Here is a 17,393-nt window from a genome sequence, read left to right as displayed (position 1 = left end):
GGTTTGCGGCCTGCCCCGCACATCAGGCCTCAGCAGGCCGTTCCAGGCCTCATACGGCGTCCCTGCGGAGCCGGAACCAGTAGAAGCCGTGGCCCCCCAGCGTCAGCAGGTACGGCAGCTCCCCGATGGCCGGGAAGCGGACCCCGCCGAACAGCTCCACCGGGTGCCGGCCCTCGAAGGCGCTCAGATCCAGCTCCGTGGGCTGTGCGAAGCGCGAGAAGTTGTTCACGCACAGCACCAGGTCGTCCTCGTACTCCCGCAGGAACGCCAGCACCGCCGGGTTCGTCGACGGCAGCTCGGTGTACGAGCCGAGTCCGAAGGCAGGATTCTGCTTGCGGATCTCGATCATGCGGCGGGTCCAGTGCAGCAGCGACGAGGGCGAGGCCATGGACGCCTCGACGTTCGTGACCTGGTAGCCGTAGACCGGGTCCATGATCGTGGGCAGGAACAGCCGCCCCGGATCGGACGAGGAGAAGCCCGCGTTGCGGTCGGGCGTCCACTGCATCGGCGTGCGCACCGCGTCCCGGTCGCCGAGCCAGATGTTGTCGCCCATGCCGATCTCGTCGCCGTAGTACAGGATCGGCGAGCCCGGCAGCGACAGCAGCAGGGCCGTGAACAGCTCGATCTGGTTGCGGTCGTTGTCCAGCAGCGGGGCGAGCCGGCGCCGGATGCCGATGTTGGCGCGCATCCGCGGGTCCTTGGCGTACTCGGCCCACATGTAGTCGCGCTCTTCGTCGGTGACCATCTCGAGCGTGAGCTCGTCGTGGTTGCGCAGGAAGATGCCCCACTGGCAGCCCGAGGGGATGGCCGGGGTCTTGGCCAGGATCTCGGAGACCGGGTAGCGGGATTCCCGCCGGACGGCCATGAAGATGCGCGGCATGACCGGGAAGTGGAACGCCATGTGGCACTCGTCGCCACCGCTCGGGTAGTCGCCGAAGTAGTCGACGACGTCCTCCGGCCACTGGTTGGCCTCGGCGAGCAGCACGGTGTCCGGGTACTGCGCGTCGATCTCCTTGCGCACCCGCTTCAGGAAGGCGTGGGTGGCCGGGAGGTTCTCGCAGTTGGTGCCCTCCTGCTGGTACAGGTACGGCACCGCGTCCAGCCGGAAGCCGTCGATGCCCAGGTCCAGCCAGAACTTCAGCGCGGAGATCATCTCCTCCTGCACGGCCGGGTTCTCGTAGTTGAGGTCCGGCTGGTGGGAGAAGAAACGATGCCAGTAGTACTGCTTGCGGACCGGGTCGTACGTCCAGTTCGAGGCTTCCGTGTCGACGAAGATGATCCGCGCGTCCTGGAACTGCTTGTCGTCGTCCGCCCACACGTAGTAGTCGCCGTAGGGCCCGTCGGGGTCCTTCCTCGACTCCTGGAACCACGGGTGCTGGTCGCTGGTGTGGTTCATGACGAAGTCGATGATCACGCGCATGCCGCGTTGGTGGGCGGCGTCGACGAACTCCACGAAGTCGGCGAGGTCGCCGAACTCCGGGAGGACGGCGGTGTAGTCGGAGACGTCGTAGCCGCCGTCGCGCAGCGGCGACTTGAAGAAGGGCGGCAGCCACAGGCAGTCGACGCCCAGCCACTGGAGGTAGTCGAGTTTGGCGGTCAGGCCCTTCAGGTCACCGACGCCGTCGCCGTTGCTGTCCTGGAACGAGCGGACGAGCACCTCGTAGAAGACGGCGCGCTTGAACCACTCCGGGTCGCGGTCCCTGGCGGGAGTGTCCTCGAAGGTGTCCGGAACGGGTTCGTTGACGATCATGTTGTGGGTGACCCTCCGATCTGCGGGGTGGACGGTCGCAGAACCGAGAAGACATGCGCGGGCCTATGGCCCGGTTCGAGGCGCACATAGTTGGCCCTGCCCCAGTGATAGGTCTCGCCGGTGAGCTCGTCGCGCACCAGCACCGACTCGTGCCAGTCCAGGCCGAGTTGCGGCATGTCCAACGAGACCGTGGCCTCCTGGGTGTGGTGGGGGTCGAGGTTGGCGACCACCAGAACCGTGTTCGAACCCTTCCGCTTCGAGTAGGCGATCACCGCTTCCTTGTCCGCGTGGTGGAAGTGGAGGTCGCGCAGCTGCTGGAGGGCCGGGTTCTCGCGGCGGATGGTGTTGAGCCGGGTCAGCAGCGGGGTGATGGTGCGGCCCTGGCGTTCGGCGGTCACCCAGTCGCGGGGCCTGAGCTGGTACTTCTCCGAGTCGAGGTACTCCTCGCTGCCCTCGCGCAGCGGGGTGTTCTCGCACAGTTCGTAGCCGGAGTAGACGCCCCAGGTCGGAGAGAGGGTCGCGGCCAGGACGGCGCGGACCTCGAAGGCGGGCCGGCCGCCGTGCTGGAGGTAGGCGTGCAGGATGTCGGGGGTGTTGGCGAAGAAGTTCGGCCGCATGTAACTGGCGGCCTCGCCCGACAGCTCCGTCAGGTACTCGGTCAGCTCCTCCTTGGTGTTGCGCCAGGTGAAGTAGGTGTAGGACTGCTGGAAGCCGATCTGGGCCAGGGTGTGCATCATCGCCGGGCGGGTGAACGCCTCGGCCAGGAAGATCACATCGGGGTCGGTGCGGTTGATGTCCGCGATCACCCGCTCCCAGAACACCACCGGCTTGGTGTGGGGGTTGTCCACGCGGAAGATCCGCACCCCGCAGTCCATCCAGTGCCGCAGCACCCGCAGCGTCTCGGCGACCAGGCCGTCCATGTCCGCGTCGAAGGCGATGGGGTAGATGTCCTGGTACTTCTTCGGCGGGTTCTCGGCGTAGGCGATGGTGCCGTCGGGGCGGTGGTGGAACCACTCGGGGTGTTTCTGCACCCAGGGGTGGTCCGGGGAGCACTGCAGGGCGAAGTCCAGGGCGATCTCCAGGCCGAGCTCGCGGGCCTTGCCGACGAACCAGGTGAAGTCCTCCAGGGTGCCCAGGTCGGGGTGGACGGCGTCGTGGCCGCCCTCCGGGGAGCCGATCGCCCAGGGCACGCCGACGTCGTCGGGGCCGGGGGAGAGGGTGTTGTTCTTCCCCTTGCGGAAGGTGGTGCCGATGGGGTGGATCGGCGGCAGGTAGACCACGTCGAAGCCCATCGCGGCGATCGCGGGCAGCCGCCGGGCGGCGGTGCGGAACGTGCCGTGGGGCTGGTCGGGGGTGCCCTCGGAGCGGGGGAAGAACTCGTACCAGGAGCCGTACAGCGCCCGCTCGCGCTCCACGAGCAGGGGCAGCGGCTCGGAGGTGGTGACCAGGTCCCGCAGGGGATGCCGGGCCAGGACCGCGTCCACCTCCGGCGTCAACGCCGCCGCCAGGCGGGACGCCGCCGGACGGCTCTCGTCCCGCAGGGCCTCGACGGCGGCCAGGATCACGTCCCGCAGGCCCTCCTCCACGGGCACGCCCTCGGCCGCCCGCTCGTACAGGCGCGCGCCCTCCTCCAGGACGACGTCCGTGTCCATGCCCGCCGGGATCTTGATCTGGGCGTGGTGCCGCCAGGTGCTGACGGGGTCGCCCCAGGCCTCCACGGTGAACGTCCACAGGCCGGGTTCCCCGGCGGTCACCGTGGCGCCCCAGCGGTCCGTCCCCGGCGCCAGCTCCCGCATCGGCGTCCACGGGCCGGGGCGGCCCTCGGGATCCTTCAGCACGACATTGGCGGCCACCGCGTCGTGCCCCTCTCGGAACACGGTCGCCGAGATCTCGAAGACCTCGCCGGTCACGGCCTTGGCCGGCCGGCGCCCGTGCTGGACGACCGGGCGGACGTCGAGAACGGGTATCCGCCCTACGGCGGTCGCCCCGCCCACCTGAGGTGGTGGCGGGACCGGCGGACCGGTGTCGGCCGGGCGCACGGGGCGTGCTTCGCCGCCGGGGGCGTGCGCCCCGGTGGTGCGGCGGTTGGGAGGTGCTGGCGAATGGTGCTTGGCGGGCATGACCGCTCCTGTCCGCGTCAACGTGGGTGGGCGGATGTGTGTGGGGAGGTGGGTCCTGCTTGGTGCTCCTGAGAGGGGTACCCGGAGGAGCCTTCCCACCCTATTCGGGTGGGCAATCCGGCACTTTGTTAACTACTCACGCGTATGTCGACACACAAGACCGGCCTCGTCCGCGACGGACGAGGCCGGCCCCAGGGGTGGCTGATCCTTCGCCCTACTCGCGCGGCACCCGCAGTAACCGGTCCGGCGAACCGACCCCCCGCCCGGAGACCCTCCCGGGCGCCGCCGACGCGACCAGGGCCCTCGTGACCTGGTCCGGAGTCGCCTTCGGATGGTCGGCCAGATGGAGCGCGGCCGCGCCCGCGGCGTGCGGGGACGCCATCGAGGTGCCCGAGAAGACGGCCCGCGCGGTGTCGCTCGCGGCGGTCGCGGAGACGATGCCGACGCCCGGGGCGAACAGATCGAGCGCCGGGCCGTGGTTGGAGAAGGCCGGTTTTGCATCCCCGCGGTCGGTCGCGCCGACCGTGAGCGCCTCCTTGACGCCCGCCGGGGAGTACAGACCGGCCGGCCTGCCGTCGTTGCCCGCGGCGACCGTGTAGGTGACGCCGGAGGCGATGGAGGTGCGGACGGCGGCGTCCAGCTGCGCGTTGCGGGGTCCGCCCAGGCTGAGGTTCGCGACCGCCGGCTTCTTCGCGTGCCGGGTCACCCAGTCGATCCCGGCGATCACCCGGGCCGTGGTGCCCGCGCCCGCGGCGTCGAGGACACGCACGGCGACGATCCGCGCCTTCTTGGCGACGCCGTACCGCTTCCCGGCGACCGTGGCGGCGACGTGGGTGCCGTGGCCGTTGGCGTCCGACGCGGTCCTGTCGTTCCCGACGAAGTCCCAGCCGTGGCCGGCCCGGCCGCCGAAGTCCTGGTGGGTGGTCCGGACGCCGGTGTCGATCACGTAGACCGTCACCCCCGCGCCCGCCGCATCGGGCCAGGTGTAGGCGCCGTCCAGGGGCAGTTCCGGCTGGTCGACGCGGTCCAGCCCCCAGGACGGCGGCTTCCGCTGCGTGTCGTCCAGCCGCACACGGGTGTCCTGGACGACGGAGGCCACCCGCGGGTCGGCGGCGAGCCGCCGGGCCCGTCTCTCGTCCGCCCGGACCGCGTAGCCGTTCAGGACCGTGCCGTAGGTGTGGCTGATCTCCACCCCGTACTTCTCGGCGAGGTCCTTTCCGGCCGCCGACGGTGCCCGCGTGCCCTCCTCCAGCGTCACCAGGTAACTTCCGTGCACGGAGCCGGGTCCTCCGGCGCCGAGTATCCGCCCCTCCGGTACGGCGTGCGCGGGCAGGGTGATGGCCGAAAACGCCGCGGCGGAGATCGCCGCGGCCAGGCCCCCCGTCCAGCGCAGACGCCGCTGTCGCGTCCGTGCCATGGTCCGAGTTCCCCTCCTCGACTCGGCGTACGGCTGCCGCGCGACGCCGCGTGCGGCCGGCGCGGGCCGGTACGCCAGGGGCAGCCTCTCGTGGCGTGTGAAGCACCACAAGGACGCCTATGGGGGCGGAATCGGCCATATCCGCGGACGGGCCTGTTCAGGCCGATCGGGGGCGCGGTGCCGGAGCGTCGGCGGTGGCGGCACCGACGCCGGTACTGTCGTAGGAGACGTCGATGAAGCCCTGCGTCATCCAGCAACGCGCCGAGGTGGAACCCGTGAAGGCGATCCGTCGATTCACCGTCCGACCCGTGCTCCCCGAACCCCTCCGGCCGCTCAGCGATCTGGCCCGCAATCTGCGCTGGTCGTGGCATGCGGAGACCCGTGACCTGTTCCAGTCCGTCGACCCCGGGCGCTGGACCGCCTCGGGCGGCGACCCGGTCCGGCTGCTGGGCAGCGTGCCGCCCGCGCGGCTCGCCGAGCTGTCCCAGGACCGCCGTTTCCTGCGCCGCCTCGCCGCGGTCGCGGGCGACCTGAACGACTACATGACCGGCGACCGCTGGTACCAGACCCAGCAGGAGGAACTGCCCGCCGCGATCGCCTACTTCTCACCCGAGTTCGGCATCACGGCCGCCCTGCCGCAGTACTCCGGCGGCCTCGGCATCCTCGCCGGCGACCATCTGAAGGCGGCCAGCGACCTCGGCGTCCCGCTGATCGGCGTCGGCCTGCTCTACCGCCACGGCTACTTCCGGCAGACCCTGTCCCGGGACGGCTGGCAGCAGGAGCACTACCCGGTCCTCGACCCCAACGAGCTGCCCGTTGTCCAGCTGGAGGAGCCCGACGGCACCCCCGCCCAGGTCGCCCTGGCCCTGCCCGGCGGCAAACAGCTGCACGCCCGGATCTGGCAGGCGCAGGTCGGCCGGGTCCCGCTGCTGATGCTGGACTCGGACGTCGAGGAGAACGACCTCGGCGAGCGCGGCGTCACCGACCGGCTCTACGGCGGCGGCAGCGAGCACCGGCTGCTCCAGGAGATGCTGCTCGGCATAGGAGGGGTCCGGGCGGTGCGGACGTACTGCCGGCTGACCGGTCACCCCGAGCCGGAGGTGTTCCACACGAACGAGGGACACGCCGGGTTCCTCGGTCTGGAGCGCATCGCCGAACTCTGCGCGCAGGGCCTCGACTTCGACTCCGCGCTGGAGGCGGTCCGCGCGGGCACGGTCTTCACCACCCACACCCCCGTCCCGGCCGGCATCGACCGCTTCGACCGCGAGCTGGTCGCGCGCCACTTCGGCCCCGACGCCGAGCTGCCCCGCATCGACGTCGAGCGCGTCCTGCGGCTCGGCATGGAGACCTACCCCGGCGGGGAGCCCAACCTGTTCAACATGGCCGTGATGGGCCTGCGCCTGGCCCAGCGCGCCAACGGCGTCTCCCTGCTGCACGGCAACGTCAGCCGCGAGATGTTCTCCGGCCTGTGGCCCGGCTTCGACCCCGACGAGGTGCCGATCACGTCCGTGACGAACGGCGTGCACGCGCCGACCTGGGTCGCCCCCGAGGTGTTCCGGCTCGGCGCCCGGCAGATCGGCGTGCAGCGTGCCGAGGACGCGCTGACCGTCGGCGGCTCGGACCGCTGGGACACGGTGGCGGACATCCCCGACCAGGACATCTGGGAGCTGCGGCGGGTGCTGCGCGAGCAGCTCGTCGAGGAGGTGCGCGAGCGGCTGCGGGCCTCCTGGCGGCAGCGCGGGGCCGGCACGGCCGAGCTGGGCTGGATCGACGGCGTCCTCGACCCGGACGTCCTCACCATCGGCTTCGCCCGGCGCGTCCCCTCGTACAAGCGCCTGACGCTGATGCTGCGCGACCGCGACCGGCTGATGGAGCTGCTGCTGCACCCCGAGCGGCCGGTTCAGATCGTCGTCGCGGGCAAGGCGCACCCCGCCGACGACGGCGGCAAGCGGCTGGTGCAGGAACTGGTGCGCTTCGCGGACGACCCGCGGGTGCGCCACCGCATCGTGTTCCTGCCCGACTACGGCATGGCGATGGCGCAGAAGCTCTACCCCGGCTGCGACATCTGGCTGAACAACCCGCTCCGCCCCCTGGAGGCCTGCGGCACGTCCGGGATGAAGGCGGCGCTCAACGGCTGCCTCAACCTGTCCGTCCTGGACGGCTGGTGGGACGAGTGGTTCCAGCCCGACTTCGGCTGGGCGATCCCCACGGCCGACGGGGTCGGCACCGACCCGGACCACCGCGACGACATAGAGGCCGCGGCGCTGTACGACCTGCTGGAGCAGCGGGTGACGCCCCGCTTCTACGAGCGGGGGAAGAGCGGGCTGCCCGACCGGTGGATCGAGATGGTCCGCCGGACGCTGAGCCTGCTCGGGCCGAAGGTGCTGGCCGGGCGGATGGTCCGGGAGTACGTCGAGCGGCTCTACGCGCCGGCGGCCCTCGCGCACCGCTCGATGGACCCGGACGCGGCGCGGGATCTCGCCGAGTGGAAGGCGCGGGTGCGGGCGGCGTGGCCGGGGGTCACGGTCGACCATGTGGAGACGTCGTCCTCGGCGGCGCTGGCGGAGTTGGGGACGACGCTGGTGCTGCGGGTGCGGGTCGGGCTCGGGGATCTCGGGCCGGACGACGTGGAGGTGCAGGTCGTCTCGGGGCGGGTGGACGAGGAGGACCGGATCGGTGACGCCACGATCGTGCCCCTGAAGCCGGTGGGCTCCGCCGATCAGGAGGGGTGCTGGGTTTATGAAGGGCCCTTGTCCTTGGATCGCACCGGGCCTTTTGGGTACACGGTGCGGGTCCTTCCCGCGCATCGGCTGTTGGCTTCGAGTGCGGAGTTGGGCTTGGTGGCCGGGCCTTCTGAGGAACTGGTGGCGGCTGGGGGGTTGTTGATGCGGTAGTTCGCCGTCTGCGGGTGCGTGGGGGCCGGTCGCGCTCAGGCGGCGGAGCCGCACATCGATACAGCCCCGCGCCCCTTCAGGGCGACTCACCACCCTGCGTCGCAAGGTTCCGCAGGACGCTGCCGCAGCGGCGCGCATACGCGTGCTGGAACCCCCTGGTCGCCGGGCCGCCGGCCCTCGCGTACCACTTGGCTCCACGGCTGAACGCGTTCACGGTCAGCCAGACCGTGCCGTCGCCCGTGCGGTCGACCACGAAGGACTCCTCGCCGCACTCCGGATGGCCGGGCAGCGTGCCGTACGCCCAGCCCGCGCGGCGGGGTTCCTCCACCGTCCACACCACTCGGCAGGGGGCCTTGATCATGCCGGCCAGGGTGACGGTGACGTCGACGCCGGGGGCGGCGCGGTCCGCGCTCGCGTCGATGCCGACGCCCAGGGTCCGGTGCATCTCCCAGGTCAGAACCGCCTCGGAGGCCCGGCGGAAGACCTCCTCACCCTCCCCCAGGCGGGTGCGTACGTTCATGGGGTGGAAGCCGGGCGGGCAGAAACCCGCCTCGCGCGTGGCGCCGACGTCGGCGTAGGTGAAGTCCTTCGGATCCGGATAAGACACGGTCACCAAGAGTAGGGCGGTACCCGGGTCTGCCTTCGGTCCGGGTACCGCCCCTGGGACGTGCTTCGGTCAGCCGACGTTGACGGCCGACCAGGCGGCCGCGACCGCCTTGTACTCGGTGCTGTTCGCGCCGTACAGCGCCGAGGCCGCGTTCAGGGTCGCCGTGCGGGCGGCCGCGTACTTGGTCGTCGACGTCATGTACGTCGTCAGCGCCTTGTACCAGATCTGCAGCGCCTTGGTGCGGCCGATGCCGGTGACCGTGGAGCCGTTGGACGTGGGCGAGTTGTAGGTCACGCCGTTGATGGTCTTCGAGCCGCTGCCCTCGGACAGCAGGTAGAAGAAGTGGTTGGCGGGGCCCGAGGAGTAGTGCACGTCCAGGCCGCCCAGGCTCGCGGACCAGGCGTCCTTGGACGAGCCGTCCTTGCTGGGCTTGTCCATGTAGCGCAGCGGGGAGCCGTCGCCGTTGATGTCGATCTTCTCGCCGATGAGGTAGTCACCGACGTCGGAGGAGTTGTTCGCGAAGAACTCCGCGCCCGCGCCGAAGATGTCGGAGGTCGCCTCGTTGAGGCCGCCGGACTCGCCGCTGTAGTTCAGGCCGGCCGTGGCGGACGTCAGGCCGTGGCTCATCTCGTGCGCGGCCACGTCGAGCGAGGTCAGCGGGTGGGTGTTGCCCGAGCCGTCGCCGTAGGTCATGCAGAAGCAGCTGTCGGACCAGAAGGCGTTGACGTAGTTGTTGCCGTAGTGGACGCGCGAGTAGGCCGCCTTGCCGTCGTTGCGGATGCCGCTGCGGCCGAAGGTGCTCTTGTAGAAGTCCCAGGTGACCTGGGCGCCGTAGTGGGCGTCGGCGGCGGCGGTCTCCAGGTTGGTCGGGTTGCCGGTGCCCCAGACGTCGTCGGAACCGGAGAAGAGGGTGCCGGTGCCGGAGGTGCCGCGGTTGAGGTTGTACGTCTTGTGGCCGCCGCGCGTGCCGTCCGTCAGGGTGTAGGACGACCCGGACTTCGTGGTGGTGAGGTCGACCTTGCCGCTGTACGTGGTGTTGCCGGTGCCGGTCTCGATGCCCTGGTACTCGTAGAGCTTCTCGCCGGTGGCGGCGTCCGTGATCACGTGCAGCTCGTTCGGCGTGCCGTCCTCCTGGAGGCCGCCGACGACCGTCTCGTAGGCGAGGACGGGCTTGCCGTCGGCCGCCCAGATCACCTTGCGGGGCGCGGAGTCGGCCTCGGTCTTCTCCGAGCCGGCCGCCTTGGCCAGGGTCACGGCCTGCTCCTCCGCCTTGGCGGCGGTGACCGCCGGCTTGAGGGAGGCGACCTTGATCGCGGCCTTCGTGGCTCTGGTGACGCCCTGGGGCGCGCCGGACTTCGACTCGTGCACGACGAGGTCGCCGCCGAGGACCGGCAGGCCCGCGTAGGTGCGCTCGTAGCGGGTGTGCACGGTGCCGTCGGCGTCCTTCACGACGTCCTTGACGACCAGCTTCTCCTGTGCGCCGAGGCCTATCTCGTCGGCGGTGGCGGCGGCGTCCGCCTGCTGCTCCTTGATGAGAGCGGTGCGGGCGGGCGCGGTGAGGAGGACGGGGGCGGCGGCGAGCACCGGCTTGCTCGCGGCGTCGGCGGCGACGCTGCTGCCGGAGGTCAGGCCGGTGGTGAGCAGGGCGCCGGCCGCGACGGCGGTGGCGATGGCGAGCGTGGTGCGCTTGTGACGCGCGTAGCGGGGGGTGGTCACACGAGCTCCTAGGTGTGGGGGAACTGCTGTGGTGCTGTGCGGCGGGTGGGGGAAGAGTGGCACCTGGGGCGTGTGCATGTCAGGAGCGTGTCGTGATGTTGGCCGGAAATCGACGACGAGGTGGACGTCCGGAGCGTGAAACGGGCGCCGCCCCGGGGGATTCGGACCCGCCGGGGCGACGCCCTGCCGTGGGGGCCTACGGGAAGGTGAGCTTCCAGCTGTTGATGTAGCCGGTGTCACGGGCCGCGTTGTCCTGGACCCGCAGCTGCCAGACGCCGTTGGCGGCCTCGGAGGAGGCGTTCACCGTGTACGTGGTGTTCAGGTTGTCCGCGCTGCCGCCGGTGCCGTACCCCTTCAGCGTGTAGGCGGTGCCGTCCGGGGCGACGAGGTCCACCTTCAGGTCGCCGATGTAGGTGTGGACGATGTCCACGGCCACCTGGAGGTTGGCCGGCGCGTTGCCGGTCCGGCCGGACACGGTGACCGACGACGTGACCGCCGCGCCCCGGTCCGGGATCGCCACGTCGGCGGTGTTCTCGAAGGACGTGCCCCCGCCGCCTCCGCCGCCCGAGCGCGCCCCGACGTTCACGCCCGCCCACGCGTCCTGGACCGCCTTGTACTCGGCGCTGTCGGTGCCGTACAGCTCACCGGTGGCCGCGAGGGTGCCGGTGCGGGCGCCCGCGTAGTTGGTGGTCGAGGTGAACTTGGTGGTCAGCGCGCGGAACCAGATCTTCTCCGCCTTGTCCCGGCCGATGCCGGTGACCGGAAGGCCGTCCGAGGTGGGCGAGTCGTAGCTGACACCGTTGATGGTCTTGGTGCCGCTGCCCTCGCTCAGCAGGTAGAAGAAGTGGTTCGCCGGGCCCGAGGAGTAGTGCACGTCGATCGAGCCGATGCCCGAGTACCAGGCGTCCTTGGAGGCGCCGTCCTTGCTGGGCTTGTCCATGTAGCGCAGCGGCGTGCCGTCGCCGTTGATGTCGATCTCCTCGCCGATGAGGTAGTCACCGACGTCGGAGGAGTTCTTGGCGAAGAACTCGACGGTCGCGCCGAAGATGTCGCTGGTCGCCTCGTTGAGGCCGCCGGACTCGCCGGAGTAGACGAGCTTGGCCGTGTTCGACGTGAGCCCGTGGGTCATCTCGTGGGCGGCCACGTCGATCGACGTCAGCGGGTTCGCGTTGCCCGAGCCGTCGCCGTACGTCATGCAGAAGCAGCCGTCCGACCAGAAGGCGTTGACGTAGTTGTTGCCGTAGTGGACCCGGGAGTACGCGCCCACGCCGTCGCCGCGGATGCCGGAGCGGCCGTGCACGTTCTTGTAGTAGTCCCAGGTCAGGGCGGCCCCGTAGTGGGCGTCGGCGCCTGCGGACTCCAGGTTGGACGGGCTGCCGTTGCCCCACACGTCGTCCGGGCCGGAGAAGAGGGTGCCGGTGCCGGAGGTGCCGCGGTTGAGGTTGTACGTCCTGTGGTTGCCGCGGGCGCCGTCGGTGAGGTTGTACGTCGACCCGGACTGGGTGGTGGTGAGGTCGACCGTGCCGGAGTACACCGTGTTGCCGGTGCCGGTCTCGATGGCCTCCCACGCGTACAGCTTCTCGCCGCTCGTGGCGTCCGTGATCACGTGCAGTTCCTGCGGGGTGCCGTCGTGCTGGAAGCCGCCGACGACCGTCTCGTACGCCACGACCGGCTTGCCCCTCGCGGCCCAGATCACCTTGCGGGGCTCGCGGTTGATGTCCGGGCTCCTGGCCTCCTCGGCCTTCCCGGCGGCCAGGGCCTGCTGCCGGGCCTTCGCGGCGGGCACCGCGGTCTTCGTGGTGGCCGGCTTGACGGCGGTGCGGGTGGCCTTCACGACGGCGGCGGTCTCGTCCGCCTTCGTGCTCTCCACGACCAGGTCGCCGCCGAGGACCGGCAGGCCGTCGTAGGTGCGCTCGTAGCGGGTGTGCAGGGTGCCGTCGCGGTCCTTCAGGACGTCGCGGACGACCAGCTTCTCCTTGGCGCCGAGGCCGAGGTCCTTCGCGGTCTCCGCCTTGGCGGCGTCCGCCTCGCGGATCAGCGCGGCGCGCTGCGCGGGGGTGAGCCTGACCGACTCCGAGCCGGGGTTCGCCTTGCTCGCGGCCTGCGGTGCCTTCTCCGGGGCTGCGACGGCGGTGCCGCTCTGCACGGCGGCGGCGATCAGCGCGGCGACACCGGCGAGGGCCACGGCCGCGGTGCGGCGGGGGGTGTGGGGAGTGCGTCTGTGGGAGGTGCCTCTTCGCGAGGAACTGCTTCTCAACACTGACTCCTTCTGCGGGACCGGGGGTCGCCCGGCCTGGGGAGGTGGAGGTGTTGCAGTGGGGTTGCCGTGGAGCAGTCGCGGGAAGCGTGGCAGGGGAGTGCGCTTACTGTCAGGAGCGCGTCAAAACTATGGCCGGAAACGGTTCGTTGACCGGAAGTTCATGTTCGATATACGGACGCTCAGGAGTCCCTTGAAGATTCGTTTCACGCCCGACAGCAGCCGTGACATCGATTCCGGCTGGGAACGGGCCTGGCAGGCCGGCCGGGTCGACCTGGCGGCTCTCACGGCGACCGACCTGCGCTACGGATTCTTCGACTACCCGGTCGACTTCACCGTGGACGGCCACGCTTTCCTCGCAGGCACGCGGACTCCCCTGGTCGACATCATGTTCACCGTGGGGCACTCGCTGCACGGCCTGCGGACCGAGGGCTCGGCGGAGATCGACTTCACGGAGAACACCTACGTCATCCGGCTGGAACGCGCGGGCGATCAGGTGCGGTTCACCGCTTCGTACGGCTCTCCGACGCCACCTCCCCGCTGCTCGCTCGACGCGTACACCGCCGAGGCCCGGTCCTTCGTCACCGGCGGTGTGGAGTACCTCGAACGTCACCATCCGGCACTGGCCCGGAACCCGGCGATGGCCTCCCTGCGGGAACTGGCGGACACCCCCTAGGCCAGACTGTCCCGCCACGCCCGGTGCAGATCGGCGAACCGGCCCGTCCCCGCGATGAGTTCGGCCGGTTCGCCGTCCTCCACGATGTGCCCGCCCTCCATCACCAGGACGCGGTCCGCGATCTCCACGGTCGACAGGCGGTGTGCGATGACGACCGCCGTACGGCCCTTCAGCACCGTGGCCATCGCCCGCTGTACCGCGCGCTCTCCCGGGATGTCGAGCGAACTGGTCGCCTCGTCGAGGATCAGTACCGCCGGGTCCGCGAGCAACGCGCGGGCGAACGCCACCAGTTGGCGCTGCCCGGCCGAGATCCGGCCGCCCCGCTTGCGGACGTCCGTGTCGTAGCCGTCGGGCAGGGCGCTGATGAAGTCGTGCGCGCCGATCTCCTTCGCCGCCTGCTCCATCTCCGCGCGGGTGGCGTCCGGGCGGCCGATCGCGATGTTGTCGGCGACCGTGCCCGAGAAGAGGAACGCCTCCTGCGTCACCATGACCACCCCGCGCCGCAGCTCCGGCACGGCCAGGTCGCGCAGGTCGACGCCGTCCAGCAGCACCCGGCCGTCGGAGGGGTCGTAGAACCGGGCCAGCAGCTTGGCCAGGGTCGACTTGCCGGCGCCCGTGGAGCCGACGACCGCGACCGTCTGCCCGGCGGGGATCGTGAGGTCGAAGCGGGGCAGCACCTCGCCGCCGGTGCGGTAGCCGAAGCGGACGCCGTCGAAGACGACCTCGCGGCCCGGGTGCTCGCTTTCGAGCGGCGGGAGCTGCCGGGGGCTCGACGGCTCGGGCACGGACGGGGTCTGGGCGAGCAGGCCGGCGATCTTCTCCAGCGAAGCCGCCGCCGACTGGTAGGAGTTGAGGAACATCCCGAGCCGGTCGATGGGGTCGTACAGCCGCCGCAGGTACAGCACGGCCGCCGCCAGCACACCGAGGGCCAGCGTGCCGTCCGCGACCCGGTAGGCGCCCCACAGCACGATCGCCGCGACCGCCGTGTTGGCGATCAGCCGTGAGCCGGTGACGTAGCGGGCCATCTCCAGCAGCGCGTCGCCGTTGGTCCGCTCGTGGCGCTGGTTCAGGGCCCCGAAGTCCGCGTCGTTGGCGGCCTCGCGGCGAAACGCGCGCACCGGGCGGATGCCGTTCATGGTCTCGACGAACTTGACGATGACGGCCGCGATCGCGGTGGACCGCGCCCGGTACACCCGCCCGGCCCGCCGCTGGTACAGCCGCACCAGCCCGTAGAGCGGCACCAGGGACGCCACCGCCAGGCCCCCGAGGCCCAGGTCGAGCCAGAGCAGCATCGCCGAGATGTAGACGAAGGACAGGACGACCGTCACGAGCTCCTGGAGGCCTTCGTCCAGCAGTTCGCGCAGCGACTCCACGTCCGCCGTGGAGCGGGAGATGAGCCGGCCCGAGGTGTAGCGCTCGTGGAAGTCGACGCTGAGCGCCTGCGCGTGGCGGAAGATCCGGCCGCGCAGGTCCAGCAGCACGTCCTGGTTGACGCGGGCCGCGGCGGCGATGAACGCCCACTGCAGTCCGCCCGCGGCCAGCGCGCACCCCAGATAGCCGGCGCCCACCGCGATCAGCGGCCCGTGGTCCTGCGCCCGGAACGCCGGCACGGCGCGGTCGATGGCGTACGCCACGAGCAGCGGCCCCGCCTGCACGACCGCCTGCTGGAGCAGCAGGAGCAGCGTCGTGACCGCGACACGGGCCTTCATGGGCGCGAGCAGGGAGCGCAGCAGGGCGGCCGTGGCGCCCGGGGGTGTGGGCAGGACGTCCTTGTCGAATGGGTCGCCGGCATCGCCGCCGCCGGGGGACCGGTCGTCGGGTTTGTCGTCGGCCGGTGCGGTGGTGGCCGCCGTCATCGCGCGTCCTCCTGTTCGCCTGACTCTTCCCCTGGCTGTGCCCCGGACATCAGGTGCGCGTACTCGGCGTTCGTGCGCAGCAGTTCCTGGTGGGTGCCGACCGCGGCGATCCGGCCGCCGGACAGCAGCGCGACCCGGTCGGCGAGCAGCACCGTGGACGGGCGGTGCGCCACGATCAGGGCCGTCGTGTCCGCGAGGACCTGCCGCAGGGCGGCCTCCACCGCGGCCTCGGTGTGTACGTCCAGGGCCGACAGCGGGTCGTCCAGGACGAGGAACTCCGGCTGTCCGACCACGGCCCTGGCGAGGGCCAGGCGCTGCCGCTGTCCGCCGGAGAGGCTGAGACCCTGCTCGCCCACCTGGGTGTCCGTGCCCTGCGGCAGCGCGTGCGCGAAGTCGGCCTGGGCGACGGCCAGGGCGCGCTCCAGCTCGGCCGGACCGGCCGTGTCACCGGCGCCCATGAGAACGTTGTCGCCGACCGACGCCGAGAACAGCGTGGGTTCCTCGAACGCGACGGCGACCTTGGCGCGGAGCGCCTCACGGGACAGGGCGGTGATGTCGACGCCGTCGAGTGTGATCCGCCCCGAGGTCACCTCGTAGAGGCGGGGGATGAGCGCCGTGAGGGTGGTCTTGCCGCTGCCGGTCGCGCCGACCAGGGCCATGGACTCGCCCGGGCGGACGTGCAGGTCGATGTCCCGGAGCACCGGTGGGGTGCCGGGCGGGGCGTCCGGGTAGCGGAAGGTGACGCCGTCGAAGCGAAGTCCCTTGTCCTGCACGGGCGCCGGTCCGCCACCGGGGGTGGTGGACGCCTCCTCGACCTTCTCGTCCATCACCTCGAAGTACCGCTCCGTCGCCGTCGCCGCCTCCTGGGTCATCGCCAGCAGGAACCCGATCGACTCCACGGGCCACCGCAAGGCCAGCGCCGTCGACAGGAACGCCACCAGCGTCCCCGCCGACAGTCCCCCGTCGGCCACCTGGACGACCCCCACCACCAGTGCCGCCCCGATCGCCACCTCCGGCAGCGTCACGATGACGCCCCAGATCGTCGCCAGCAGCCGCGCCTTGCGCAGTTCCGTGCCGCGCAGTTTCCGCGACAGTTCCCGGAACGCCCGCGCCTGGCTCCGGTGACGGCCGAAGCCCTTGATGATGCGGATGCCGAGCACGCTCTCCTCGACGACCGTCGTCAGGTCGCCGACCTGGTCCTGGGCGCGCCGTGCCGCCTCGGCGTAGCGCTTCTCGAAGACCACGCAGGTGACCATGAGGGGCAGCGCGGGTCCGAGGATGACCAGCCCCAACGTCCAGTCCTGCAGCAGCATGATGACCACGCCGACGAGGATCGTCACTCCGTTGACCAGCAGGAACGTCAGCGGGAAGGCGAGGAACATGCGCAGCAGCGACAGGTCCGTCGTCCCCCGGGACAGCAACTGACCCGAGGCCCACCGGTCGTGGAAGGACACCGGCAGTCGCTGGAGGTGCCGGTACAGGGCCGCGCGCATCGACGCCTCGACGTGCGACAGGGGACGCGCCACCAACCAGCGTCTGAGGCCGAACAGCAGGGCCTCCGCGAAACCGAGCAGCAGCAGGTACAGCGCGCCGAGCCACACCCCCGCCGGGTCCCGGTCGGCGACCGGCCCGTCCACGATCCACTTCAGGACGAGCGGGATGACCAGACCCGTGCAGGAGGCCAGTATCGCCACGAACGCGGCGGTGAACAGCCGCGCCCGCACGGGCCGCACGTACGGCCACAGGCGCAGCAGCGTACGCACGACGGAACGGTCCTGGGCGGGTGCGGGTGTCGTGGCCATCAGCAGCGAGCCTACGGATCGCCACTGACACTGCCCACCGAGTTTCCGCCGGACCCGGGTCGGCCGTTGGTCCTACGACCTGCGTGTTCGAGGGGCCGCACGGCGGCGCCCGCCGAGTCGTACCGTCCCGTCAGCCGATCGGCTGATGCCCGTTCGAGCGCGACGGCCGAAAGGCCGCACCGGTCGGGTGTGACAGCGGTGCCCGGTCGATCCCCCCGGTCCGGTCGGGCCCTCCCGCCCGGTCCGGTCGGCCCCTCCCGCCCGGTCCGGTCGGCCCCTCCCACCCGTCCAGCCGAAA

General features: G+C 71.2%; 10 protein-coding genes. 2 read left to right on the top strand and 8 right to left on the bottom strand.

Annotation, left to right across the window (positions count from 1 at the left end):
• Positions 1-49 precede the first annotated feature (49 nt).
• The 3 genes from treS to ACSUPV_RS12170 form a co-directional block, all read right to left on the bottom strand.
• Entirely contained in the window at positions 50-1,750 is a 1,701-nt protein-coding gene (gene treS / locus ACSUPV_RS12180; RefSeq protein WP_037766539.1) for a maltose alpha-D-glucosyltransferase, read from the bottom strand.
• Positions 1,747-3,870 carry an alpha-1,4-glucan--maltose-1-phosphate maltosyltransferase gene (locus ACSUPV_RS12175; RefSeq protein WP_436947463.1) on the bottom strand — a complete coding sequence of 708 codons (2,124 nt, stop codon included), beginning with the start codon at positions 3,868-3,870 and terminating at the stop codon, positions 1,747-1,749. The genes treS and ACSUPV_RS12175 overlap by 4 nt, the downstream gene beginning before the upstream one ends.
• A 214-nt stretch (positions 3,871-4,084) precedes the next feature.
• Positions 4,085-5,287, bottom strand: a complete 1,203-nt coding sequence (locus tag ACSUPV_RS12170; RefSeq protein ID WP_037768559.1) for a S8 family peptidase — start codon at positions 5,285-5,287, stop codon at positions 4,085-4,087.
• A gap of 275 nt (positions 5,288-5,562) precedes the next feature.
• Between ACSUPV_RS12170 and ACSUPV_RS12165 the strand changes: the two genes are divergently transcribed.
• Positions 5,563-8,181, top strand: a complete 2,619-nt coding sequence (locus ACSUPV_RS12165; RefSeq protein ID WP_037768722.1) for a glycosyltransferase family 1 protein — start codon at positions 5,563-5,565, stop codon at positions 8,179-8,181.
• Between the two features lie 76 nt (positions 8,182-8,257).
• On the opposite strand, the gene ACSUPV_RS12160 is transcribed toward ACSUPV_RS12165, so the two are convergent.
• The 3 genes from ACSUPV_RS12160 to ACSUPV_RS12150 form a co-directional block, all read right to left on the bottom strand.
• Positions 8,258-8,797 carry a DUF1990 domain-containing protein gene (locus tag ACSUPV_RS12160; protein ID WP_359794840.1) on the bottom strand — a complete coding sequence of 180 codons (540 nt, stop codon included), beginning with the start codon at positions 8,795-8,797 and terminating at the stop codon, positions 8,258-8,260.
• Positions 8,798-8,857: 60 nt separating this feature from the next.
• The gene (locus tag ACSUPV_RS12155) at positions 8,858-10,504 is read right to left on the bottom strand and encodes a M4 family metallopeptidase (protein WP_436947462.1); all 1,647 of its coding nucleotides are present in this window, start codon (positions 10,502-10,504) and stop codon (positions 8,858-8,860) included.
• A gap of 196 nt (positions 10,505-10,700) precedes the next feature.
• Positions 10,701-12,761: a M4 family metallopeptidase gene (locus ACSUPV_RS12150; RefSeq protein WP_436947461.1), complete on the bottom strand. Its 2,061-nt coding sequence runs from the start codon at positions 12,759-12,761 to the stop codon at positions 10,701-10,703.
• 193 nt (positions 12,762-12,954) lie between these two features.
• On the opposite strand from ACSUPV_RS12150, the gene ACSUPV_RS12145 reads away from it, so the two are divergent.
• On the top strand, positions 12,955-13,437 hold the full coding sequence (locus ACSUPV_RS12145; RefSeq protein ID WP_436947460.1) for a hypothetical protein: 483 nt from the start codon (positions 12,955-12,957) through the stop codon (positions 13,435-13,437).
• On the opposite strand, the gene ACSUPV_RS12140 is transcribed toward ACSUPV_RS12145, so the two are convergent.
• Both ACSUPV_RS12140 and ACSUPV_RS12135 read right to left on the bottom strand, forming a co-directional pair.
• The gene (locus ACSUPV_RS12140; protein ID WP_436947459.1) at positions 13,434-15,293 is read right to left on the bottom strand and encodes an ABC transporter ATP-binding protein; all 1,860 of its coding nucleotides are present in this window, start codon (positions 15,291-15,293) and stop codon (positions 13,434-13,436) included. The two genes, ACSUPV_RS12145 and ACSUPV_RS12140, sit on opposite strands and share 4 nt — an antisense overlap.
• Entirely contained in the window at positions 15,290-17,095 is a 1,806-nt protein-coding gene (locus ACSUPV_RS12135) for an ABC transporter ATP-binding protein (protein WP_436947458.1), read from the bottom strand. Before ACSUPV_RS12135 ends, ACSUPV_RS12140 begins: the two co-directional genes overlap by 4 nt.
• Between the last annotated feature and the right edge of the window lie 298 nt (positions 17,096-17,393).

This window comes from Streptomyces sp. SudanB52_2052, assembly GCF_964272415.1.
GTDB lineage: Bacteria > Actinomycetota > Actinomycetes > Streptomycetales > Streptomycetaceae > Streptomyces > Streptomyces olindensis.
Note: the sequence above shows the minus strand (reverse complement) of the source record. Positions and strands in the feature narration are given on the sequence as shown.

Excerpts from the sequence above, each read along its gene's own strand:
- treS (WP_037766539.1), bottom strand. The coding sequence starts at position 1,750 with ATGATCGTCAACGAACCCGTTCCGGACACCTTCGAGGACACTCCCGCC.
- ACSUPV_RS12175 (WP_436947463.1), bottom strand. The coding sequence starts at position 3,870 with ATGCCCGCCAAGCACCATTCGCCAGCACCTCCCAACCGCCGCACCACC.
- ACSUPV_RS12170 (WP_037768559.1), bottom strand. The coding sequence starts at position 5,287 with ATGGCACGGACGCGACAGCGGCGTCTGCGCTGGACGGGGGGCCTGGCC.
- ACSUPV_RS12140 (WP_436947459.1), bottom strand. The coding sequence starts at position 15,293 with ATGACGGCGGCCACCACCGCACCGGCCGACGACAAACCCGACGACCGG.
- ACSUPV_RS12135 (WP_436947458.1), bottom strand. The coding sequence starts at position 17,095 with ATGGCCACGACACCCGCACCCGCCCAGGACCGTTCCGTCGTGCGTACG.